The sequence below is a fragment of the Blautia coccoides genome (assembly GCF_034355335.1).
GTDB lineage: Bacteria > Bacillota > Clostridia > Lachnospirales > Lachnospiraceae > Blautia > Blautia producta.
Genome location: NZ_CP136422.1, coordinates 52,749 through 76,984, shown reverse-complemented (window position 1 = coordinate 76,984; position 24,236 = coordinate 52,749). Strand labels below are relative to the sequence as shown.

The following is a 24,236-nucleotide window of genomic DNA, read 5'->3' as shown; positions in this document are numbered from 1 at the left end:
ATGGGGGTTTTTACATGATAAACTATGAAGAATTGGAGAAGCTCGGGACGGATACCGGCTTCTCCCATATCGCACCATTAAAATGCAGCACCATCGAACTGCTGCCTGAGGTCCGCCAGATGTGCGAAGCCAACACCTGCGGCATGTACGGAAAGCGCTGGAGCTGCCCTCCGGGATGCGGAACCCTGGAAGACTGCCGTGCCAAGATACAGCAGTACCAAAACGGCATCCTGGTACAGACTGTAGGAGAACTGGAAGATGCCATGGACGGGGAAACCATGATGGAGACAGAGGCACTTCATAAGAAGAACTTCTTTGCCATGGAAAAACTGCTCCGGGAAACATATCCCGACATGCTGGCCATCGGCGCCGGCTGCTGCACCAGATGTGAAACCTGTACCTACCCTGACGAGCCGTGCCGCTTCCCTAAGAAAGCTTTTTCTTCCATGGAAGCCTATGGTATGCTGGTCACACAAATCTGCAAAGCCAACGATATGACATATTATTATGGTCCCTGCACCATTGCCTATACCAGTTGTTTTCTTCTGGAATAGGGGCCTTTTCTTTCATTGGAACAGGAGGACATCATGACTACTTTAGAAGAACTTCGACAGGCAATTGAGAACGGGCATCCGCGCGATGCCCAGTTTCTTGTGTCCAGAGCTTTGGAGGAACACATCAAACCTTCCCTCATTGTGGATCAGGCCATGGTTCCTGCAATGAAAACAGTGGGGGAATACTACAAACAGAACGATGCCGATATTCCAAGAATACTGGCTGCTGCCCGCAGTGTGAGGAAAGGTTTTGATATACTGGAGGAAAAGTGCGGTGCCATGGAAGAACAGAGTATAGGAACCGTCATCCTGGGTACCGTAGAAGGCGACCTGCACGACGTGGGAAAGAACATTGTCGCGATCATGTTCCGCAGTGCCGGCTTCAAAGTCATTGACCTGGGCGTCGACATCTCGGAAAAGCAATTCCTGAAAGCAGTCCGTGACAATCCTGAGGTTTCCATTGTATGCATCTCCTCCCTGCTCACGACCTCCATACCGGAAATGCAGCAGGTGGTAAAATCCCTGCGCCGCCATGACAAGGAACACCGTCTGAAGATCATGGTGGGCGGAGGCGCCGTCACCCAGGAGTTTGCCGATACCATTGGCGCAGATGCCTACACGGAAAGCGCAGTGGATGCTGCGGAAAAAGCCAAGACATTTATTATATAAGCGGGGGATCACTTTGAAGCTATCAGCAGTGCTTTTATCAGAAATGATAACAAAAGAATTTCACGTTGTCTCACAGGGAAATCTGGAGACAACAGAGACCTTTATGCGTCCTTTTTTATTTGAGGACGGTTCCGGTTTTTCCACCGGGCATATCTGCCTTGTCAAAGCCGGGGATACGGAATCCCTTTCCTCCCAGCTCACAGGGCCTGTTTTTCTGGTCATCTCGGGCAGTCCGGGCGAAGGCTTTTCGCCCCCTTCCCATCCATATCTCATTCTGGATACGAGCTATACTCTGAGCCGTATCTTTAATTTTATCCAGGATCTCTACGACACGTATGACAGCTGGGACGAACATCTGAGCACCATCCTTCTGAGCAGCGGCAGTGTCCGCAACCTTCTCAGTGTATCCCTGGAAATCTTCCATAATCCTCTGTCTGTCATCAGCCTGGATTTCACCCCTGTGGCCAATGCGGGCACAGAACATATACCGGAAAAGTATCATCTGTACACAGAAGACGGTCTCAACATTGAATATGTCAATGCCCTGGCTCAGGATGAGGAATATACAAAAATGCTGGAGGCAGATGGACCTGTATTCTTTCCGGGATATATCACCGGTCTGAATACCCTGAACGTAAATGTCCGCCAGGATGGGCACACCACACACCGTCTAGTCCTCATTGAATTTGATCATCCCATGAAAGTGAGTGACGGCTTCCTCCTCTCACATCTTGGAGGATATGTGGAGTATCTGCTCTATCATGAACAGGCACCCGCATCACGGCAGTCCGACGCCCTTCACAAGATTCTCATCACCGTACTGTCTGACCGCACCGCAGACTATCTTGACATCAGTCAGAGATTATCTGCGCTTGGCTGGAGCACACAGCACGATTATCTGTGCCTTATTTTCCAGATCACTTATCTGGACCAGAAAAAGATTACCACAAGAGCCATCTGCAACTATCTGGAAAAACAGTTTCCCTATTCCTGCAGCTTTCTTTTTAAGGAAGAGATCGTGACCTATTTTAATCTCAGCCGTCTGGAGACAGATTCAGATACTGTGGCAGGACAACTCACTTACTTTATCAGGGACAGTTTCCTGAAAGCTGGATACAGCCGCCCCATGAAAGGGCACATGAACCTGAGACGCCAGTATATCCAGGCCAGCACAGCCCTGGATGTGGGGAGCCGAAAAAAGCCCTACCTGTGGATTCACCACTTTAACAACGTGGCTCTGACCTACATACTGGAACAGTCCACCCGCAGGCTTCCCGGCTATATGCTCTGCCATGAAAAGCTGCTGGACCTGCAGAGAACCGACCGGGAACAGAATACAGAGTACATGCTCACATTGAGAACATACCTGGAGGAGAATCTGAACGCCACTCAGGCCGCTTCCCTGCTCTTCATCCACCGCAGCACCTTTCTGTATCGCCTGGATAAGATCAAAAACATCCTAGATTCCGGACTGGATGACCCGGAAGAAATTTTTTACCTGAACCTATCCTTCCGCCTTCTGGAGCAGGAGGAGGAAAAAAACTGATCTATCGTTTTTCCTCCTCCAGAATGTAAAAAGAGACAGAGAGATAGAGCCTGGAGCGGAAATCCTCCAGATCCATCTGTATCAGCTCATGGATCCTTTCCAGCCTGTTCAAAAAAGTGCTTCTGTGTATAAACAGTTTTTTGGCTGTCAGAGCCGCATTGTATCTGCACTGCAGGTAACAGTACAAAGTCTTGTAATATTCCGTATGTATCTTCTCGTCATGTTCTCTCAGCACCAGTATTCCCGGCGCACATATCTGCTCCGGCTCGAACTCACCTCTTCCGTGAGTCAGGATATAATCCAGTGCATAATCATCAAATCTGAAATACCAGGGTGTAGCATCCTTTCTCATCCCCAGTTCCAACGCGATATCTGTCTGCTTAAACGCGGTCTGAATACCGTCAAATCCCCTGAACTTTCTGCTGATTCCTGCCGCAAGAAGATTTTCTCTCAGAAAATAGGCCAGTTCCGGCTGAAAGTCCGTCATATGAAGCCTGCTTCCGTTTAGAAGCACCATCAGACTGTCATTGTGAGCCACACAGCAGGTATCCTTCCACTGCTGCTCCATCTGAGGGCACAGATACTTGTCGTACAGGGATTTGTCATATCTGTAGCTTGGGCGCATCTGGATCAGGTAGTAAACATCCTGCTCAGACCAGGAAAGGTTGCCCAGTGCGCTCCGAACTCTCTCTGCAGGCACGGAACTGCCCTTCAGCCTCAGTCTCAGAAGTTCATGGAGGCTGTCAAGAGATCGGTCTGCCATGTGGAAAGCCCCAAAACGCTCATACATCCGCTCCACATATCCCGACGCCATAAGAAGCAGGTCCTTGTGATACTCATTGTTCAGAGGCGATGTGCAGGACACTGCCATGAGCTTGCCGATGAATTTCCCTTCAGAAAACAGGTTCCTACAGAGAAATGTCACCTGTTCAAGGGTATATGTATATACACCCGTAAGTGTTATGCTCCGCAGATAGGCAGGGTCTGATATGATCTGGCTCACCATATGCATGGGAAGGGCACTGTTCTCATTCATAAATCCATTGGCAAATCGCCCTTCCTTATCAGCCAGGGACACGTAGGAAAAATTGGCGTCCATCAGCGCAAGAGGTGTCTCAAAAATTTTGCCAAAACACTCCATCAGCTCCCCGAAGTCCTGGTTCTCCATAAACACTTCAGTCACTGACTGTCCCGCCTCTTCAAAATACTGAAATATCTCCTGCAGGTCATTAAGGATCTGTTCTCTCGGTATCCTGTCATCCAGTACAAGCAGGTCTGTATCAATCCGACAAAATATATCATCCACTTCTCCAAAACAGATGAAAATACAGTCCTTCCAGAGCGCAGAATCCTGTCTTATTTTCATAAGTTCCTCATTGGAGATCAAGACCATATGCCCTCTGCAGTCTTGTCCATCCCTGTAATAAACCGGCCTTTCCACCTGTATTTTGCAGGGATTGCAGGAAATCCTCCGAGCATCATATTTTTTTTTCAGATGATAGTATATCTGATAAAAAGTCAGTTTCATAAAAAATCATCTCCCTACTACAAAGTGTAGTGTATTCATACTGAAAAGTCAATTATTTCATCGTATTTACGGGATATAGCAATTCTGTTATGATAAGCTTAGTATCAGTCATGGAGACAGGCTTTTCCATGACACTCGTTGGGATTTCAAAAAAGGAGGTATTCATTTTATGTTAACCAGAAGGCAGAATTTATTAGAAACTATCAGAGGTGGTCATCCGGACCGTTATGTAAACCAGTACGAGGCACTGGGAATGCTTTTCGGCAATCCTTACACCGCTGCAAGTCCAAACGCAGAATACGGCAAACCCCCGGTAAAGAATGCATGGGGCGTAACAATGGTGTGGCCTGAGGGAACACCAGGAGGCTTCCCTATCCACGACGAAGAGCACATTGTATGTAAAGATATCACACACTGGAGAGATTATGTAAAAGCACCGCGTCTGGACTACTCAGATGCAGAGTGGGAACCGTTCATCGCTGAAGCAGAAAAAGTAGACCGCAATGAATATTTCGTTACACAGTTCATCGCACCCGGCCTTTTCGAGCAGTGCCACCATCTGCAGGAGATCCAGAACGCCCTGATCAACTTCTACGAGGAACCGGAGTGTACTCATGAACTGATCGAATATCTGACAGAATGGGAATTACAGTACGCAGAAAAGATCTGCAAATACATCAAACCGGATGCCATTTTCCATCACGATGACTGGGGCAGCCAGACTTCCACTTTCATCTCCCCGGATATGTTTGAAGAATTTTTCCTTCCGTCCTATAAGAAGATTTACGGCTACTACAAAGAGCACGGTGTAGATGTTGTCATTCACCATGCAGATTCCTATGCTGCAACTCTGGTTCCGTTCATGATCGAGATGGGAATCGACATTTGGCAGGGATGCATGACCTCCAATAACATTGCTGACCTGATCGCCAAATACGGCGAGAAGATCACCTTCATGGGCGGCATCGACAGCGCATCTGTAGACCGTCCTGACTGGACACCGGAACTGGTAGAAAAAGAAGTCCGCCGCGCATGCGAAGAATACGGAACCAAATATTACATTCCGTGTATCACCCAGGGTCTTGGAATCAGTACCTTCCCGGGTGTTTATGAGACAGCCAGCGAAGCAATCGACAAAGTAAGCAAAGAAATGTTTAAATAATTATAACTGTAAAGCTTCACAAACAGTTACCTATGATCTATAAAAGACCGTCCGCGGCAGCTCTCAGGCTGCTGCGGACGGTCTTCTTTGTGTCATTCCTCCGGAGGTTCCCCTGTATTCCATTCTTCCTCCGGAATCTCTGTTTCTTTCTCCAATCCGTCCCAGTTCACAGAATCCATCAGTTCTTTTGCCCTCTCATAGACATTTTTTCCAACCAGGATATCTGTCCCAAAGCTGCCGGAAGTTCCGGCCACGATCGTGAGATATCCGCCTATACTGTTTCCCTGGGCTATATACGGGATATCATTTTCTTCAAGCAGCCCTGTCAGGGCTTCTCTCTCATACACACCATAGACTGTTTTGAGATTCACCATCTCAAACTCATCCTCTTGTTTCTTTTTATGGAACATATACCCTCCTGACAGACTATTCTCTCCAGTCTTTGTTTACAGGTACTCCTTTGCGGAAGTATTCCTTATCTTCATCAGTAATGGGCCTTGCCACACGACACGGGGTTCCGAAAGCCACCACATTGTCCGGAATGTCCTGGGTCACCACACTGCCTGCGCCGATGACCACATTATTTCCAATCGTTACTCCCGGCATGATCACTGCATTTGCACCGATCCAGACGTCATTTCCGATATGCACCGGAAGTGAGAACTGTGTACCGTCCCTTCTGAACTCCCCGTAAACCGGATGCCCGGTCACACAGATAGACACATTGGGTCCGCACATAACATAATCCCCGATGTACACGTCCACATCATCCACGATCACAAGACCAAAGTTGGCATAAAAGTAATTGCCCACATGGGTGTTGCATCCGTAGGAAAAGTTCACGGGTGATTCGATCCATACCTCATCCCCCAACGAGCCAAGTATTTGTTCCAAAAGCTCACGCTTACGTCCGTAGTCGGACGGATTCGTCTGATTGTAGGCGAATGTCAACTCCTTGCCGTGCTTTCTCTGCCTCTCGATCACCTTTTCGTAGGCCACATCTTTTTCATCCTTGTGACCATATTCCCGGTATAAAAGTCCGCTTTTCATCTGCTGCTCTAATGACATGAATTCAATCCTCCTGTATGTCCACTATTTGTAAATGCGCATACCTATCGAATAGCTATCATTATTTTACCATTCTTTTTACATAAAGTCACGAAATAGCTGTCAGTAAATCAGAGAATGTATTCAAATTATAGGTTGCCTTTCCGCATTTGACCGCGTCACCGATGGCCGCGCAGTCCATGCCTCCTGCAAATGCAGCTTCCAGACCGGACTGTGCATCCTCCACCACCAGGCAGTCCCCGGGCTGCAGCTTCAGGTATTCTGCTGCTTTTTGGAATACCTCTGGGTCCGGCTTGGAGCGCGAAATGTTGTTGCCGTCCGAAACAGCGTCAAAATAGCCGGAAAGCCCCAGACGTTCCAGTATAAATCCCGCGTTCCTGCTGGAAGAGCCTATGGCCAGAAGAAGCCCCCTGCTCCTAAGTTCGTCCAGTACAGCTTTCACCTCAGGGGCCAGATCCTCTGTTGTCATATTTTTCAGAAGCTCACGGTACAGGTCATTTTTCTCTGCCGCATAGCGGACTTTATCCTCTTCCTGCATGTCACCGTCATACTTTTCCAGGATGATCTCAAAGCTTTCCATCCTGCTCACACCGCGCAGTCTGTTGTTGATCTCCTCGTCAAAATAAATTCCCAGCTTGTCTGCCAGCGCCTTCCACGCCTGATAATGGTATTTGTCTGTGTGGCAGATAACCCCGTCCAGGTCAAAAATGATTCCCTTATATTTCATTTCTTCTCTCCTTATCTCTTGATCTCAATGGTATCTCTCAGCGTGTACTTTGTTCCGAACACAGTGATCTCCCTGGGTTCTCCTTTTTCCAGTGTAAATACCGTCTTATCCCTGCCCGCAAAGACCTGGATATGGCTGCCCCTGTAATTGATCTTGAATGTATAGGAATCCCATTTGCCGGGAAGCACAGGTGCAAAACAGATGCCTGTCTCCTTTAGTCTCAGACCGCCGAATCCGTATACTACAGCCATATAATTTCCGCCCATATTGGCTGTATGGATCCCGTCCTTTGTGTTGTGGTGCAGGTTAAATAAATCCAGCTTCGCGCTGTCTCCGAAATAGTCATAAGCCTTTTCCTTCAGCCCCAGCTTAGATGCCACAATACTGAATATACATGTGGAGAGTGAGGAGTCATGTGTGGTCACATTCTCATAGTACGCAAAGGATTTCCTGATAGTCTCCAAATCCTGCGCATCCTCATATATAAAATGTGCCAGCACTGTATCCGCCTGTTTGCACACCTGGTATCTGTATAAGCAGAGCGGGTGGTAGTGCAGAAGCAGGGGGAACTTATCTGCCGGTGTCCCCTTGATATCCCACACTTCTTTTTGAAGGAAAGAGTCATCCTGGGGATTGATTCCCGTCTCCTCATCGTAAGGCAGATACATGCTCTCTTCCGCTTTTCTGAATTCCTCAATCTCCTCCGGCTTCAATCCGATCTTATCCGCCACCGGGGCAAGCTTTCCCGCCTCCTCAAGGAGTTCGTAAAAGCGAACTGCCCAATGAAGATTGTACTGGGCGCCTGCATTGGTATAATAATTGTTGTTTACCAGACATGTATATTCATCCGGTCCTGTCACATCATTGATATAAAACTTCCCTCTGTGGAAATTACCTGCGTCCATCCAGAGCCTTGCCGTCTCGAAAATAATCTCAGCACCTTTCTCTGCCATCAGCTCCAAATCCCCTGTAGCCAGATAATAGGCCGTCACAGCATAGGCGATATCCCCGTCAATATGGTACTGGGCAGAACCTGCCGGAAAAAATCCGGAACACTCTGCCCCTGAAATCGTCCTCCAGGGATAGAGAGCACCTTTTCTGTGTCCCATGATCCTGGCGTTTTTCCTGGCAGCATCCAGAATACTGTACCTGTAGGCGATGAGATTTGCAGATATCTCAGGGTTCGTCAGGGTAAAGAATGGCTGCATATACATCTCCGTATCCCAGAAGTAATGCCCTTCGTATCCCTCGCCGGAGAGTCCTTTTGCCGCTATATTGCTGTGTTCATCCTTCCCGGCTGACTGCAGAAGCTGATACAGATTGTACCTTACGGCCACTGCCAGGTCATCGTCCCCCTCAATATCCAGAGCAGACTGTTCCCAGAATTCATCCAGGTATTCTCTCTGCTGTCTGTACCAGTCTTGAAGGGGAACCGAAAGTGCTCTAATCATGGCTGTCTCTGCTTCCTGCCTGCAGTTTTCATATCTTATGGAGTCTGTAAATACAGTATATTTTACCAGCCGTACCGTCTCACCTTCTCTGATATCGGCTTTCATTTTCCGGGTAATACAGTGGCCATCCTGAACGGATTCCTCTTGGCAGCCACCCCTGTCTCCGCATTCCAGTACGTCCTTTACTGCCGTACATACCGTAAGTCCTGAAGTCACCGTCTCTGTGACCAGATAAGACACACCCCCGCATATCTCTGCACACACCGGACGCAGGTGCTGAAAGCTCTCACCGGCCACCCTCGGGTCATTAGGGTTACAGTAATTTTTCACATCTCCGTTATGTACGGATATAAATTCCAGTGTCCCGTCAAAATTCAGCGCCTTTATTTCATACGATATGGTAAAAAGCGGAAGAAGCAGAAAAGATGTCATTCTCTTAATGGTAATTTCAACTCTATGTCCTTTTGGGGAACACCACACAATCTGCCTCTGTGTGAATCCGTTCTGCATATCCAGGCTGCGGCTGCTCCTTTCCACTGTCCCGTCAAACATACTGAATGGTTCGCCTTCAATGTTCACACAGATGGTCTGGGTATCTGCCACGTTCAGCATCGTCTGCTTTTCCTCTGCCAGTCCGCAGAGCTTTTCCGCCTGAGACATTTTGGCAATGTCGTAAAATCCGTTGATATACGACCCCCGGATCGTATCATATCCCTCCGCATATCCCTCCTCAAAATCAGAGCGGACCCCGATATAACCGTTGGCATTGTGAAAAACCGTCTCATTCAAAAGGCACTGCTCGTTATCAAGCCCTATGTCCTCAATCCGGTAAACCCATTTATTCATTCTGTTCTTCCTTTCCTCAAGAAAATTTGCCTTTGTTCTTTTCCAGAGCGTGTCTGAAAATTCATTCTAGTCATCATTCTAGCAACAACTATTTTCAATTTCAATGGTTTTATGCAACACCATTAAATTCCATAATCATCTTATTTTTATTTTGTTATATTAACCAATATTTCGTTTTGAAATATACATTTTTTTATAAACTCTATACATATATATACGGCCAAGTCATCCGTTTCCTCCCCGTTTTTATTCCCGGTATATAAAAATGGATATTTTGTATCAAAACATTCCCCAAAGCATTATAAAAATTGATTTTTTCCCTTTTATCCTATATACTTATAATTATATATTTAACCTACAAATCAAATGGGAGGCATTCGATGAAAAGACTTTTTGCCCTGATACTAAGCATTATCATGCTTTTATCCATATCTGTACCCGTTCATGCCAGAGAACCGCGAAAAGTCACGGCTGCCTTTCCCAAAATGGACGACAGCCGCCTCTATATCGTAAACGAAGACGGTACCCTTGGCGGTATGATGTATGAATACTTTGAAAATCTTGGTAAATGTGCCGGATGGGACATCCAATATGTGGTGGATACCATGGATGTATTATTTGACAGTTTCTATGCAGGAGATATTGACCTCATGGGTTCTATGGGTTATTCGGAAACTACGGATGAATATGCAGACTATCCCTCTTTATCCAGTGGTTTTGACTATACTTGTCTGGCCGTACTCAACGACAATACAGATATCACATCTGGAGACCTGACCTCCCTCAACAACAGATCCGTGGCGATCACAGGCACACAGGAAAAGAATGGCAAAAAAGAGATGCTGGAGGACTTCTGTTCAAATAATGAGATCCAGGTGGATATAAAGGTATATAACTCCCATGACGACTACATCAATGCCTTCAGAAACGGAGATACTGATATGCTCCTGATCGGAAGTGCCGCGCGCGGAAATGATATGCGCATCGTCACACGCTTTGCGGATTCCCCCTATTATACTGTTGTATCCAAGGATAAACCGGAGATCCTGCGGGAGCTTAACGCAGCGCTGTACACCATGCATGCCATGTCCCAGAACTATACAGACCAACTAGAAAATAAATATTTCAAAAGCGATGACAGCCTGGCAAATGCCTTTACCGCTGAGGAGAAGACCTACCTCAAAGATAAATGTACCCTGACCGCAGTGCTGCCCAGATCCTCCTACGGAGCTTCCGACCATCTGGGTGAAAACGGCGACTATAGCTGCCTGGATGCGGATATTGCAGAATATTTCTGCAGTGTGATCGGCATTTCTGTCAATTTTGTTTTAACAGATACCCTTGACGATGCCGTTAAAATGGTAAAAGAACAAAAAGCGGATTTTCTCCCTGTTATCACAACCCTGCCGGGCAGTGATGAGACGTGCCGCGGACTGCAGCTTTTCCCCTATAACACGCCGGAGCAAATGCGTATCACCGCAAATCCATCCTCCAACAAGCCTGTACTGGCACTGCCGCAGTATGAGTATGAACAGGGACTTCCTGAGAATCATCCTCTTCTGGGTGAGTATGAAAAAATCCTGTACTTAAAGTCACCGGCAGAGTGTCTGGAGAACGTTGCCGAGGGCAATGCAACGGAAACTATATTGGACAGCTTTGCTGCCCACTACCTCCTTATGGAGAACAGTTATCCCAATCTCTCCATAACGCCTACGGATCTGAAACTGACTGCCATGAATCTGGCTGCCCCTGCATCTGCTGACACGAACCTGCTCACTATACTGGAAAAAGCAATGCTGTACATGAATGCATCTGAGGTTGATGATATTATTTATCAGCGTATGATCACAGAACAGACCAACGCATCTGCCAACTTGACCACTTTTTTTAAAAATCATGTGATATTCATATCTGTAACCCTGCTGTCCGTGATCGCGTTTATCCTTCTCTGCATCGCTGTGGCAGTTATATCCCGTGTGCGGCAGAAAAGCATGCTGGAGACACTGGCCGAGAGAGAACGCAGTGAAAAGGAACTGAGCTATGCACTGGAACAGGCCAATGTGGCGACCGAGGCCAAGACAAGGTTCCTGTCCAATGTCTCCCACGAGATGCGCACGCCGTTAAACGGAATTTCCGGAATGCTCACCCTGATGCAGAATGAGACTTCACCGGAAAAAAACAGAGAATACCTGGAAAAGGCCAGAATATCCTGCAGGCAGCTCCTGTCTCTTATCAACTCTGTGCTGGATATGTCGCGGATCGAAAGCGGCAGAGAGACTCTTACACCGGAAAAGTTCCATATGTCCGCTATTTTAAATGAACTTCATGCCATGCTCAGTGTCCAGGCAGAATCCAGAAACATCTGCATGGAAATCAATGGGGACTCTATCCCTGACAGAACGCTGTTTGGTGACTGCGTGAAATTAAAGCAGATATTATCTAATATAATCGTAAATGCTGTTAAATTCACACCTGAAGGGGGCCGCATTACCCTCACGGCAGAGGAAAAGACAGCCAATGACAGCGGTGAGATCCTCTATCTGTTTGAGTGCAGAGATAATGGTATCGGCATGAGCAGAGAGTTCATGGATACCATGTTCCAGCCCTTTACCCGCTCTGTGGAAGCGGACAAAATGCAGATAAGCGGAACGGGTCTTGGACTGTCTGTTATTAAAGGACTTGTAGACCTGATGCACGGAACCATAGACGTGGACAGCCAAAAAGGGAAGGGATCTGTTTTCCGCATCACCCTGCCCTTCCCCGAGGAACCTGATACCGAGGAAGACACCTCCACAGATGGGGAAAGGGAGACTGAAGAAAAAACTGCATCCTCACCGCTGAAAGGAAAACGCATTCTCGTCACAGAGGACAATGAGCTGAATCTGGAAATCACGGAACAGTTTCTGGAAATCCTGGGAGCGGAAACAGCATCTGCCCATGACGGTGCTGAGGCGGTGGCTCTGTTCTCCTCCTCCCCTCCTGGCACATATGATGCCATTCTCATGGATGTCCAGATGCCAAAAATGGACGGATACGAAGCGACAAAAGCCATACGAAACCTTTCCCGGGGAGATGCCGCCGCGATTCCTATTATTGCAACCACTGCAAACGCGTTTAGGGAAGACATGGAAAAGGCTCTCTCATGCGGCATGAATGACCACATACCAAAGCCTTTGGAGTTGAAAAAGCTGCAGGATATCCTTATGAAATACTGCTGCAGTCAGGAGTAAAAAAACAGGGTCTGTAAATTCTAATCTAATTTACAGACCCTGTTTTTTATACCGGCATAGGAAGAACAAAGAAATACATAACAATAAAGTGACATAAGCTTCCGCCCATAACAAACAGGTGGAAAATCTCATGAGAACCGAAGTTCTTATGATTTGCATTGAAAATGGTAAGCTTCAATGCATAGATAATACCTCCAACTGTATAAATGATACCTCCTGCCAAAAGCCATCCGAATCCTGCCGGAGAAAGTGCTTTGATGATCGGCACAAAAGCAAACACACAGAGCCACCCCATTGCAATGTAGATGACAGAGGAAAACCACTTGGGACAGGTGATCCAGCAGGCCTTAATAAGGATTCCCACAATGGCCACCAGCCACACTGCTGTACAGAGAATGGTTCCTGTCCTGCCGTGAAGCACGATCAGGCAGATTGGTGTATAACTTCCTGCTATGAGAATAAAAATCATCATATGATCCATCTTGCGCAGACGCCGGTTTACCTTTTCAGTGGAATCAACTGTGTGGTAAATGGTGCTGGCCGCATATAAAAGTATCATGCTCAGCATAAAAACACCCATGGCGATAATATGGATGCTGTCCGGTTCTCTGGCTGACCTGAGCAGCAGAGGCGCCGCCGCCAATACTGCCATGACCCATCCAATAAAATGTGTGATTGCGCTGCCTGGTTCTTTGATCTTCAGTTTCATAACATCACTCCTTACTTCAATTATGCATATAGTATGTACTTTGTGCGCATTTGGTATTCCTAAATGCAATACATAGTTTTAAATACTATGTCTTGATATTTATTATACTACTACGTATAAGCTTTTATTGCAACCCTTTTTTACAAATTTTTTCTAAAAGTACAAACGCGCAGGATACAAAGCAAAAAAGAAGCCCGGTATGAAAACCGGACTCCAGATTTAAAATACATTTAGATTTTGAAAAAATTCACATGCGCTGCCCATCTCACAGCGCACAGTACACCTCATATATATTATGCCAGCCACAGATATTCATATGGTCCCAGAACAATATTTTCCCACAGCGGTACGGATTTACCCTGGATCAGATCGTGCAGTTCCCAGGGAAGTCCAAACCAGTTTACAGCGTTGCAGTTTACAGTCTGTCTCTCCTCACTGAAATTTGCCAGCACCAGCATTTTGTCCTCCCTGTGGAATGCAAACACTGCTTTATTCCCCGTATCTACGGGAATAGAGGGTATATTTGAAGCAAAAATGGAATTATCCTTCCGAACCTGGATCATCTCTTTGATACTGGTGAACAGAATCCCCTCCACTGTTCCCATATCATGCCTTTTCTCTGCCTTCTCCCAATCCATAGGTGCCCGGTGCAGCCAGCGGGAATCATGGGCGATCGTCTCATCCTCTTTGTACTCCCACCAGTTCAGGGTTCCAATCTCATCACTACTGTAGAGAAGGGGTATCCCGGTATAGGAAATGATGACGCTGTTCAGGAGCAGGATCCTTTTGACCGCCAGTTCAAGCTTGTAGCGGTCCTTTTTGTCAAAGGCTTCCTCCAGGCCGCACAGAGAAGCCATTGTTCCGCTGTTTCTGGCATCCAGGGTCTCAGGGTTGAATTCGTAAAGCTCACCTTTTGCAAAACTGCCGGGAAATTTGCCTTCCATAAACTGAATGATAAACTGCTTATGCGCCTCTGGATCCATACCCAGATCTCTGATTATATCCTTCTCAAATCCCCAGCCGATGTCATCGTGGCACCTTGCGTAATTGATCCATACGCCATCCTTGGGCGTGCCGTAATCAATAGACATGGAGCGCTGCATCAGCCGCACATCCCTGGCTGCGAGGGAATTCCACAGCAGTACCATAAGAGACGCATTGTACATGATATGGCACTCTTTCTCCTCGGGAGTACCGAAATATTTAACGATCTCATGGGGTTCCACAATGGCCTCTCCCAGGAAGATAACGGACGGGCACACATCCTCTATGATCATCTCATACATTTTCAGAAGGGTGTGCACCTGAGGCAGGTTCATGGATGAAGTCCCCAGCTCTTTCCACATATATGGAATGGCATCCAGACGGAAAATGTCTATCCCTTTATTCGCGAGAGTCAAAAGCACTTCTGCGATCCGATTGAACACATTGGGGTTCTTATAGTTCAGATCCCACTGAAATTCATAGAACCGGGTCATGACGAACTTCCCGATATCCTCGTAATACGTAAAATTCTTAGGCGCAACTGAGGGAAATATTTCTGTCAGGGCCTTCTCATACTCTGAGGGAATGCCGTAATTGTCGAACATATAGTACATATCCTCATATCCGGCCTCATTTTTTTTTGACCTTAAGGCCCATTCATGTTCCTTTGCCGTGTGGTTCAGCACAAAGTCAATACAGGTTCGTATGCCCTTTTTCTTTAATTTACCTATAACACGCTCAAACTGTTCTGTAGTGCCGAATTTCTTATCCACGTTCAGATAATCGGACACCGCGTATCCGCCGTCGTTCTGGCCCTCTCTGGACTGCAGAAGGGGCATAAAGTGAACATAAGTCACACCCAGATCTGCCAGATAATCTATTTTTTTCTCAAAATTTATCAGATCCTCTGAGAACTTATCCAGATACAGCATCATTCCCACCATCTTCTCAGAGAGATACCAGTCATTCCCCTTCTTGTCCTGCTTTCTCAGGGCAGCGCTTCTGCTTACTTTTGCCGTCTCCATGATTCCCACGAGCTGATCAAAGAAAAACTGGGTGATCCCATTTTCCCCATACAGACCAAAATAATATGTGCGCAGTTTTTCCATAGACATAATATTATGCTCCTTTCACACGCCGGAAGTTTCTTCCGCATTCTCTTGTTTTAAGTATACAGGATTGGAGGATTTCCCACAAGCAAAAAAGGTACTGCCGCTGATTTACTGGCAATACCTTTTACTCTCTTTTTTCTGTCATGATCCTGCTTATCCTATTCCATTTTTCCTCTCAGGCAGTATATCTTCAGGCGCAGATATATTTTTCAAATGTCTCCCTGATCATCTGTTCATCCCCGCAGTCTGCGTGCACCTGCATAACAACGGAACGGGCCGCACTTATGAGCATTGCGCTGATAACTGACTTTGCGTCGTAAATGCAGCTTCCATATCTCAGATCTACATCGTAATCCACCTTATTGGCCAGATTCACAAAATCAATGACCTCATTTACATCCTTTAAATCAACCGGAAATGTAATCATTTCTCTTTTTCCCCTTTCTTCTGTATACCGGGCTGCTCTTTTGCCTGCAGCCCGGCTTATATCTTAAAATCTGTTTCTCTAACTTATCATTTTCTCTTTCCGACATTCATCCTGTAATCTGTTCCTGGCAAACACGGCTGCTCCTATGACACCTTTTCCCACATATTCCCGGGAATAAATATACCGAAAACCGTATCCCATCACATCTGTGCCAACCTTTTCATTTACAGCCTTTTCAAATTCCTCCCGCGGGAAATCCTTCATCTCCATGACACCGCCTCCCACCACAAGGGAATCCGGGTTGAATATGGTAGCCATCACAGCATATACATGTGCGCAGGCATCCACAAACTCTCTCAGAGGTTCCTCATCCCTGTGAAGTGTGAACATGTCCTGTATCTCCGTATCCGGATAATACTGCTCCCGGATCTGCTGCAGTCTCCAGCCTGATGCATAGCACTCACAACATCCCCTTTTGCCGCAGCTACACGGATCATTTCCCTTATAATAAGGAATATGGCCCAGGTCAAGCTCTGCTCCGTCTTTACCCTCAAGCGGCTTGCCATCAATGATCACAGAGGCTCCCACACCGGTTCCGATATAGATTCCAACTACGATTTTCTGGCTTTCCAGATGGTTCACAGCCACATCATACTGAAGGATATTGTTCACATCATTATTCACATACACAGGAACTTCAAAATATTCCCTCATCTCAGCCGCAATATTTCTGTTGAGAAATACTACTTCCCCTGCACTGTTTCTTATATTCGTTGTACAGATGACCGTCTCCTTATCATTTGAAACGGAGGACGGTACGCCTATGGATATGGCTTCTATATCCTCTATCCCGTTGGAAACTCTGTACTTCTCTATAATCTCACAGAGCTTTTTCACCGGACTGTGGGCATTGGCAATGTAAAAGCTTTTGATGACAGAGGGATTCTTCATCTCATTGTCCGGGGTTACTGCCCCGATACGGAGATTTGTTCCCCCCAGATCAATGCCTATCATTACATTATTCATTCTCCACTTCTCTTCTTTCTCTCTGCTATGGTCTCAGTTAATTATTGATCTCATCCACCCAGGCATCTCTCACCATATGAAAACATCCCCTCATCATGTGATACTCGTCATACAGTGCCTGCCGTACCTCCACGTGAATAGGAATGGCCTCATTTTCCAGAGACTCCACAAACTCCCGAAAACGCATCATGATCAGTCTGCTGTAATCACTGTAACAACTGTCCACAACCAGGGTACCCGGGTTATAAACCCACAGGAGATTATACAGAACTCTGACAATGGTATCCAGAGCCTCATCCAGGATCTTTCTCACTTGCTCATCCTGCTCCTCATAAGTACGGATGACTTCCTTAAACTTCTTGTCGATCCCGGCATCCCTCAGCTTTCTGTTCAACACTGATACAGAAATCATATCTTCAAATGTGGTGTATTTTTTTTCCGAATTGTCTGTGAGAAGAAGCATCTTGCCAACCTCACCGGCCATCAGTTCCTCTCCCATGACTGCAGTTCCCTTATGGATAAAAAATCCGCCCACGCCATGACCGCAGTAAAAATAAAACTGGCTATCCGATTCCGAATCCATGCTTTCATACTCCGACCACGCAGCCGGTACCACGTCGTGAAGAACCAGTATATTGCTGATTCCAAACGCGTCTGTGAATAACTGCCTGATATGCAGTTCCTTAAAATCAGAAATAAGGTCATAATTAACCAGGTCAACATCTTCATAATAGGCACTTGGAACAAACACCGCGATACCCACAGTAACAGTATGCGAAGCGGCAAGCTCTTCCTTTATCTTTTCAACTGCGCGCAGAAGATTTTCTCTGTAGCTGCGCCCGGCATCGAATTCCAATGTCTGTTCTTTCTCCAGTGCCCCATAAATATCATATATGAGGAAGCTGATCTCATCTACAGATGTCAGATTGATGCACACAATATTACCGTATTTTTCATTTATCTCAAGGGCTTTGGGCTTTCTTCCCACATCATTGCCTTCACAGACTTTTTCCACAAGGATATGATCTGCGATCAGATCATCCACTATGTGTTTTACGGTCATAACGCTGATATGGTTTTCCTTTGCCAGTTCACTCCTGGTCTTGGTCCGGTCCCTGAGAATGCTCTGCATAATATTTACAACATTTACATTTCTGATACTGCTGACTGTAAGCGTCTGTTTTTTATCTGCATCTATAGTCATTGAAATCACTTCCTTAATTTTTTCTTTTATTGTAACGGATAATATGTTTTATTTCAAACATTCCCTGAGGGATTTCTCAATGACTGAAACCGCCTCATCTACGTTCTCTTTGGATGTGATCAATGCCGGGTGCATAACCACAACTACATTCTCCAGATTCTTCCTGCTCTCCAGCTCTGTGACCAGGCCGTTATGCAGCATCGCTTCATAGAATTCCTGTCCCAGCACATATTTGTCCTCTGAAGGTGTTCCTTCCAATTCCATGCCCTGCAGAAGTCCCCGTCCGCGGACATCCTTGATGACCGGATATTTTTCCTTTAATTCCAGAAGCCTGTTGTGCAGATAATCGCCCACTATACGGCTGTTTTCCACAAGTCCGTCACGCTCAATGATCTCAATATTTTTCAGCGCGCTGCGGCATGCCAGAGGGTAGCAGGAATGGGTGTGTCCGTGAAGGCTGATCTGACTCATTGCCTCCCCGATCTCTTTTCTGCAGAGAACAGCAGAACCCGGCACATATCCGCTTGTGAGGGCCTTGCCTGTTACCAGTATATCCGGGGTCACACCCTCATACTGGCATGCGAACATGGTACCTGTCTGGCCAATACCGGTGACTACCTCATCGAAGATCAAAAGCGCTCCGAATTTATCGCAAAGCTCTCTGACTCCCTTCCAGAATCCTTTTGGCGGAACAATGACGCCGCCGGCCGCAAAGATAGGTTCTGAGATCACTGCGGCAATCTTGTCGCCTCCCTCGTGCAGCATGGTCTGCTCCAGATATTTCAGGCACTGCAGCCCGCAGGTTCCGGGCTCTTTTCCGAAATCACAGTGGTAGCAGTAGGGCGGAGCGGAATGTACGAAACCTCTTGGGAGAAGTTCTGAGATACCGGAGTTTTCCTGGATCATCTCAGATTTTCCGGTCGCGGCTGCCGCACCTGCGGTGGATCCGTGGAATCCACGGCGGAAGGAGATTATCCTTCCTCCTCCCCTGTAGTATTTTGCCAGTTTCAGTGCAAACTCATTGGCATCAGAACCGGTACAGCCGAACATTACCTTATCCAGGCCCTCCGGTGATATTTCAACCATTTTCTCTGCCAGGGCTGCTCTCTCCTCTGTTGCAAAGCAGGAGGTCACAGACACGATTTTTTCAAGCTGGTCTTTCAATGCATTGATCAGCTCCTCATTTCCGTGTCCCAGACTGCACGCTGAGAACTGGCCTGAGAAATCCAGGTATTTATTGCCTTCGCTGTCATACAGATACATGCCTTTTGCATTTGTAAACGCAATATCATCTGTGGTATAACACTGGATCAGATATTTCTTATCTTTTTCGATGATCTTATTCATAAATAGTCCTCCCTTTTATCTCCTGCAGATTTACCTCTGACAGAGCATCCTTATCTGCAACGATTGTCATGTCAGGATGAAACTGTAAAATAGACGCCGGTACCTTTGGTGTGACAGGTCCGTTGATCACCTGGTCAAGGATGCCCGACTTTTCTTTTCCGCTCACAAGCAGCAGAATTCTTTTCGCTTTCATAATGGTTCCGATCCCCATGGTATATGCCTGGGAGGGCACATCCTCCGGCCTATCAAAAAAGCGTTTGTTTGCCTCCACTGTACTGGCTGCCAGGGTGACACAATGGCAGTTCTTTTCAAATACCTCCCCTGGCTCATTAAAACCGATGTGTCCGTTATGCCCAAGCCCTAAAAGCTGCAGGTCTATGCCTCCTGATTCCTCTATGGTCCTGTCATAGTCCCTGCATGCCTTTTCGCTGTCAGCTTCCATACTGTCCGGTATGTGGGTATTTTCCGGCTTTATGTTGATATCCTGAAACAGATTCTGCCTCATAAAATAGTAATAACCCTGTTCATTATCGGGTTTCAGTCCCTTATAGTCATCTAGGTTCATGGATTTCACCCCGGCAAAGTCCAATAACCCCTTATGGTACCATTTTTTAAGATATCCATAGGTTCCCACCGAGGTAGACCCTGTTGCAAGACCCAGCACACACTCCGGGTTGGACACCACCTCCGCCCCTATGATGGATGCTGCTTTTTCACTTAATTTATCATAATCATCAGCCTTATAAATCTTCATTCAGCTACCTCTATGACCTCTCTCACTGGTTTTATTTTGCTTCCCACTCACCATATTTGGCGATCACCTTGTCTTTGATCATCCGGCAGAACTCATCTGTCACTTTGAAGTCATTGACTACTGTGTACCAGTATCCGTGGCTCTCCAGGAATTCCTTCTCATATTTGATCGCCGCAAACACATCCTCCCAGGTGATCCCCATTCCTTCCGGTCTGATCTCCACTCCTGCTTTGTGGATGATATCCAGGATCCCGTCCGGGTCATTTCCTCCCATTGCAGATCCCACGAAGATTCCCAGGCATACCGGCTGGCCATGGATGAATTTCTTCTTGGTCATGTATTCCAGTGTGTAGAATAAGAAGTGGTCGCTTCCCTCAATAGGTCTTGGGTTCCAGCCGTTGTTGTGGAAGGCTGCTCCACCCCATCTCAGACCCTCTGTCAGTACACGGATCCCTTTTTCGTTTAACGCATAGATGTCATCCAGGTTCTCCACTACAGACTGGTATACTTCTCTCACCTCATCTGCCATCTCCTGGTCATAGGGCCACTTCTCCTCGCATTTTCCCTGGTCTGCCGCATATTTCCAGTCAAACAGGGAGTTGTTGTAGCAGAGCACATCACACACACCGCTCCTGTTCAGGGCCTTTGGACCGCTCTGGATCACATCATAATCCACATAGACAGCTACCGGCTCCACATATCCCACGTATTTTACCACACTGTCAAATCTCAGGCCCGCGCGGTGTCCGAACACTGCGTTTGTTGCGATGGAGGTTGGCACCTGATATAAAGGCATATGTGTCTTCCAGGCTACCGTCTTTGCATAGTCAACAGCCTGTCCGCCGCCCATTCCGATCACTGCTTCAAACTTGGGAAGCTTTTCAATGTTGGCCATTATCTCATCATACTCCAGTGTCTTTACAAAGTGTACGATGCAGTCATCATCAAACTCGTCTTTGAATTTTTCCCACAGATCCTCCATTGTCACCACCAGATAAGGTCTCTGCACAATATTCTTCAGTTCTCCCACCAGGTTACGTCCGTAGATTGTTGTAAACATTTTTTTTGCCATAATATTAATCTCCTTTTTCTATAAAAAACAGTTTATATTGTCAGTTATCTTTTTCCACTGCAGCCTGTGCTGCTTTTGCTGCCTTTTCAGCTCTTCTTGCTCTTACATCCACCATACAGGCTTCCAGTCTCTTATCGCTGAGACCATAGAACATCTGAAGAACCATATGTACAAGTGTAACAACTGCCGGTATCACAAACGCAATGATCAGCAGGGAACGAATGGTTCCGTCGCTCTGTGTCCGGTTAGCCACATACCCGGAGCTGTCCAACAGAATTCCCATGATCTGTGCTCCAAGCGCAGCGCCGATGGTGATACAGAATCCATTGACTGCGGACACTACACCGGCCTGTCCTTTGCCATTTTTCCATTCGCCGTAATCTACGGTTGCCGGTATCATAACATTTGAGAAGGAATAATACGCGCCGCTTAAGATTCCGTTTAAGATAAACATTGCAAAAAGTAATCCGAACTGCATGGACTGTGACGCCCCTGCCGGCCCGTAAATGCTGCAGACAACAAACAGAGCGATACTGAATACAGCACTGGATGCCATACAGATCATATACGCACGGCTGGTATCTCTGAACATCCTTATAAACGGCTTCATAAGGAAAACGCCCAGCATAAGCGCTATAGTATAAGCAAACATGGCTACAGAGTAGAAATCCTCCAGGCCCAGAAAATAGATGAAGATATAAATGATCATACCATTTTTGATGGCCTGCATGATCTGTTTCAGGACTTCTCCAATCTGTAAAATAATGGCGGGCCTGTTCTTAGTAAAGCTCTTTAGCTGTGCAAACATCGGCTCATGCTCCACCTGTTTCAGATGTTCCCGGCAGGTGCCATCCTTGTTCAGCTCATATTTCTTAGTCATCTGGGCATTGAGTATCTGGAATAACATGACCGTCAGACCAATAGCAAATGCTGCCCAGAAAAATCCCTGTGCCTCGTTTCCCTTACTGCCCCCGAACAGTTTTACCAGAGGCATAAAAAGCGCTGCCGCTGCCACCTGTGCCAGGTTGGTGCAGAGACTTTTTACAATGGCGATCGTCTCACGTTCTCTTGGGTTTCTGGTCATATTACAGAACTGTGCAATCTGCGGCATGAAAGAGAATGTAGCGCCAATGGAGCCAAAGCACCCGTAGCATACAGCCGCCCATGCAACCTTCAGTCCCGTGCTTTCAACCGGCAGGGCTGTAAATACACCGATAAACAAAAGGAACAGAGGAATAATGCCGAAAATCGCCCAGGAACGATAACGTCCCCATTTATAACAGACATTGTCCAGCATATAACCCACCCACAGGTCTGTAAAGCAGTCGGCCACACGGGCAAATAACATGATGGAACCTGCGACTGTGGCGCTGAGTCCCACCACATCCGTATAAAAATACACCAGATAATATCCAAAAATAACCCAGGAAACATTAAAGCTATATGCCCCATACATACTGTGTATAATTTTGTCATACCACGGTACCTTGGCGGTCGTGGATGTAAAGTCTATATCATAAGGATCTCTCTTACCATCTAACGGCACGGTTATACCATCCTGTGACATATAATACCCCCTTTAATATCCGGCAGAAGAAGATTCCCGGCTGCGGTCCGCTGTATCTTCTGCTGCCTTCTTTTATTTTGAAGTTGATTTTTTCTATATTTAATGTATAATTGATTTTATAAGAATACCTTTGTAGAAGATTGGCAGCCGTCCTGCAAAACGCGCCCTCTTTTATAGGTGGGTATTCTTTTTATTTTGCTTCCCACTCACCATATTTGGCGATCACCTTGTCTTTGATCATCCGGCAGAACTCATCTGTTACCTTGAAATCATTGACTACTGTGTACCAGTATCCGTGGCTCTCCAGGAATTCCTTCTCATATTTGATCGCCGCAAATACATCCTCCCAGGTGATCCCCATTCCTTCCGGTCTGATCTCCACTCCTGCTTTGTGGATGATATCCAGGATCCCGTCCGAGTCATTTCCTCCCATTGCAGATCCCACGAAGATCCCCAGGCATACCGGCTGGCCATGGATGAATTTCTTCTTGGTCATGTATTCCAGTGTGTAGAATAAGAAGTGGTCGCTTCCCTCAATAGGTCTTGGGTTCCAGCCGTTGTTGTGGAAGGCTGCTCCGCCCCATCTCAGACCCTCCGTCAGTACACGGATCCCTTTTTCGTTTAACGCATAGATGTCATTCAGGTTCTCCACTACAGACTGGTATACTTCTCTCACCTCATCTGCCATCTCCTGGTCATAGGGCCATTTCTCCTCGCATTTCCCCTGGTCTGCTGCGTATTTCCAGTCAAACAGGGAGTTGTTGTAGCAGAGCACATCACACACACCGCTCCTGTTCAGGGCTTTTGGACCGCTCTGGATCACATCATAATCCACATAGACAGCTACCGGCTCCACATATCCCACGTATTTTACCACACTGTCAAATCTCAGGCCCGCGCGGTGTCCGAACACTGCGTTTGTTGCGATGGAGGTTGGCACCTGATATAAAGGCATATGTGTCTTCCAGGCTACCGTCTTTGCATAGTCAACAGCCTGTCCACCGCCCATTCCGATCACTGCTTCAAACTTAGGAAGTTTTTCAATGTTGGCCATTATCTCATCATATTCCAGAGTCTTTACAAAGTGTACGATGCAGTCATCATCAAACTCGTCTTTGAATTTTTCCCACAGATCCTCCATTGTCACCACCAGATAAGGTCTCTGCACAATATTCTTCAGTTCTCCCACCAGGTTACGTCCGTAGATTGTTGTAAACATTTTTTTTGCCATAGTTTTTCTCCTTTTCTAATTT

The 24,236-nt window shown here is 46.6% G+C and carries 20 protein-coding genes; 5 read left to right on the top strand and 15 right to left on the bottom strand.

Going from position 1 to position 24,236, the window contains the following annotated elements:
- The first annotated feature begins 14 nt into the window (after positions 1-14).
- Genes BLCOC_RS00350 through BLCOC_RS00340 form a run of 3 tightly spaced genes read left to right on the top strand, consistent with a single transcriptional unit; the run spans position 15 to position 2,769 of the window.
- Positions 15-554, top strand: a complete 540-nt coding sequence (locus BLCOC_RS00350; RefSeq protein ID WP_029470965.1) for a DUF2284 domain-containing protein — start codon at positions 15-17, stop codon at positions 552-554.
- Between the two features lie 33 nt (positions 555-587).
- The gene (locus BLCOC_RS00345) at positions 588-1,223 is read left to right on the top strand and encodes a cobalamin-dependent protein (protein ID WP_018597197.1); all 636 of its coding nucleotides are present in this window, start codon (positions 588-590) and stop codon (positions 1,221-1,223) included.
- A 13-nt stretch (positions 1,224-1,236) separates the two neighbouring features.
- Positions 1,237-2,769, top strand: coding sequence for a PucR family transcriptional regulator (locus BLCOC_RS00340; protein WP_242999015.1), 1,533 nt, complete (start codon positions 1,237-1,239; stop codon positions 2,767-2,769).
- Between the two features lies 1 nt (position 2,770).
- Here the strand turns inward: BLCOC_RS00340 and BLCOC_RS00335 are convergent, their stop codons facing one another.
- Complete coding sequence (locus BLCOC_RS00335; RefSeq protein ID WP_115624009.1) at positions 2,771-4,297, bottom strand: PucR family transcriptional regulator; 1,527 nt, start codon at positions 4,295-4,297, stop codon at positions 2,771-2,773.
- Positions 4,298-4,466: 169 nt separating this feature from the next.
- Here BLCOC_RS00335 and BLCOC_RS00330 point away from each other — a divergent pair, with 169 nt between their 5' ends.
- Positions 4,467-5,459 carry a uroporphyrinogen decarboxylase family protein gene (locus BLCOC_RS00330; protein ID WP_018597200.1) on the top strand — a complete coding sequence of 331 codons (993 nt, stop codon included), beginning with the start codon at positions 4,467-4,469 and terminating at the stop codon, positions 5,457-5,459.
- Positions 5,460-5,551: 92 nt separating this feature from the next.
- Here BLCOC_RS00330 and BLCOC_RS00325 read toward each other — a convergent pair whose 3' ends face one another.
- The 4 genes from BLCOC_RS00325 to BLCOC_RS00310 form a co-directional block, all read right to left on the bottom strand.
- Positions 5,552-5,869 carry a putative signal transducing protein gene (locus tag BLCOC_RS00325; RefSeq protein ID WP_115624008.1) on the bottom strand — a complete coding sequence of 106 codons (318 nt, stop codon included), beginning with the start codon at positions 5,867-5,869 and terminating at the stop codon, positions 5,552-5,554.
- A gap of 16 nt (positions 5,870-5,885) precedes the next feature.
- Positions 5,886-6,527 carry a sugar O-acetyltransferase gene (locus BLCOC_RS27470; protein ID WP_029470970.1) on the bottom strand — a complete coding sequence of 214 codons (642 nt, stop codon included), beginning with the start codon at positions 6,525-6,527 and terminating at the stop codon, positions 5,886-5,888.
- 88 nt (positions 6,528-6,615) lie between these two features.
- On the bottom strand, positions 6,616-7,254 hold the full coding sequence (gene pgmB / locus BLCOC_RS00315; protein ID WP_029470971.1) for a beta-phosphoglucomutase: 639 nt from the start codon (positions 7,252-7,254) through the stop codon (positions 6,616-6,618).
- An 11-nt stretch (positions 7,255-7,265) separates the two neighbouring features.
- Positions 7,266-9,551 carry a glycoside hydrolase family 65 protein gene (locus BLCOC_RS00310; RefSeq protein ID WP_115624007.1) on the bottom strand — a complete coding sequence of 762 codons (2,286 nt, stop codon included), beginning with the start codon at positions 9,549-9,551 and terminating at the stop codon, positions 7,266-7,268.
- A gap of 380 nt (positions 9,552-9,931) precedes the next feature.
- On the opposite strand from BLCOC_RS00310, the gene BLCOC_RS00305 reads away from it, so the two are divergent.
- A complete protein-coding gene (locus tag BLCOC_RS00305; protein WP_115624006.1) occupies positions 9,932-12,781 on the top strand; it encodes an ATP-binding protein in 2,850 nt (949 codons plus the stop codon).
- A 46-nt stretch (positions 12,782-12,827) separates the two neighbouring features.
- Here the strand turns inward: BLCOC_RS00305 and trhA are convergent, their stop codons facing one another.
- The 10 genes from trhA to BLCOC_RS00255 form a co-directional block, all read right to left on the bottom strand.
- Entirely contained in the window at positions 12,828-13,490 is a 663-nt protein-coding gene (gene trhA / locus BLCOC_RS00300; RefSeq protein WP_115624005.1) for a PAQR family membrane homeostasis protein TrhA, read from the bottom strand.
- A 293-nt stretch (positions 13,491-13,783) separates the two neighbouring features.
- Positions 13,784-15,589 (bottom strand): amylosucrase, encoded by a 1,806-nt coding sequence (locus BLCOC_RS00295; RefSeq protein WP_115624004.1) that lies wholly within the window; start codon positions 15,587-15,589, stop codon positions 13,784-13,786.
- Positions 15,590-15,776: 187 nt separating this feature from the next.
- Positions 15,777-16,013 (bottom strand): HPr family phosphocarrier protein, encoded by a 237-nt coding sequence (locus tag BLCOC_RS00290; RefSeq protein ID WP_115624003.1) that lies wholly within the window; start codon positions 16,011-16,013, stop codon positions 15,777-15,779.
- A 78-nt stretch (positions 16,014-16,091) separates the two neighbouring features.
- Positions 16,092-17,039 (bottom strand): allose kinase, encoded by a 948-nt coding sequence (alsK, locus tag BLCOC_RS00285; protein WP_029470978.1) that lies wholly within the window; start codon positions 17,037-17,039, stop codon positions 16,092-16,094.
- A gap of 37 nt (positions 17,040-17,076) precedes the next feature.
- Positions 17,077-18,243: an ROK family protein gene (locus tag BLCOC_RS00280; RefSeq protein WP_115624002.1), complete on the bottom strand. Its 1,167-nt coding sequence runs from the start codon at positions 18,241-18,243 to the stop codon at positions 17,077-17,079.
- 48 nt (positions 18,244-18,291) lie between these two features.
- Positions 18,292-19,590, bottom strand: a complete 1,299-nt coding sequence (locus BLCOC_RS00275; RefSeq protein ID WP_029470979.1) for an aminotransferase family protein — start codon at positions 19,588-19,590, stop codon at positions 18,292-18,294.
- Entirely contained in the window at positions 19,583-20,344 is a 762-nt protein-coding gene (gene nagB, locus BLCOC_RS00270; RefSeq protein WP_115624001.1) for a glucosamine-6-phosphate deaminase, read from the bottom strand. The genes BLCOC_RS00275 and nagB overlap by 8 nt, the downstream gene beginning before the upstream one ends.
- A gap of 31 nt (positions 20,345-20,375) precedes the next feature.
- Positions 20,376-21,416 carry an iron-containing alcohol dehydrogenase gene (locus BLCOC_RS00265; protein WP_115624000.1) on the bottom strand — a complete coding sequence of 347 codons (1,041 nt, stop codon included), beginning with the start codon at positions 21,414-21,416 and terminating at the stop codon, positions 20,376-20,378.
- A gap of 40 nt (positions 21,417-21,456) precedes the next feature.
- A complete protein-coding gene (locus BLCOC_RS00260) occupies positions 21,457-22,983 on the bottom strand; it encodes an MFS transporter (protein WP_115623999.1) in 1,527 nt (508 codons plus the stop codon).
- A gap of 190 nt (positions 22,984-23,173) precedes the next feature.
- Positions 23,174-24,214, bottom strand: a complete 1,041-nt coding sequence (locus BLCOC_RS00255) for an iron-containing alcohol dehydrogenase (RefSeq protein WP_115623998.1) — start codon at positions 24,212-24,214, stop codon at positions 23,174-23,176.
- Positions 24,215-24,236: the final 22 nt, after the last annotated feature.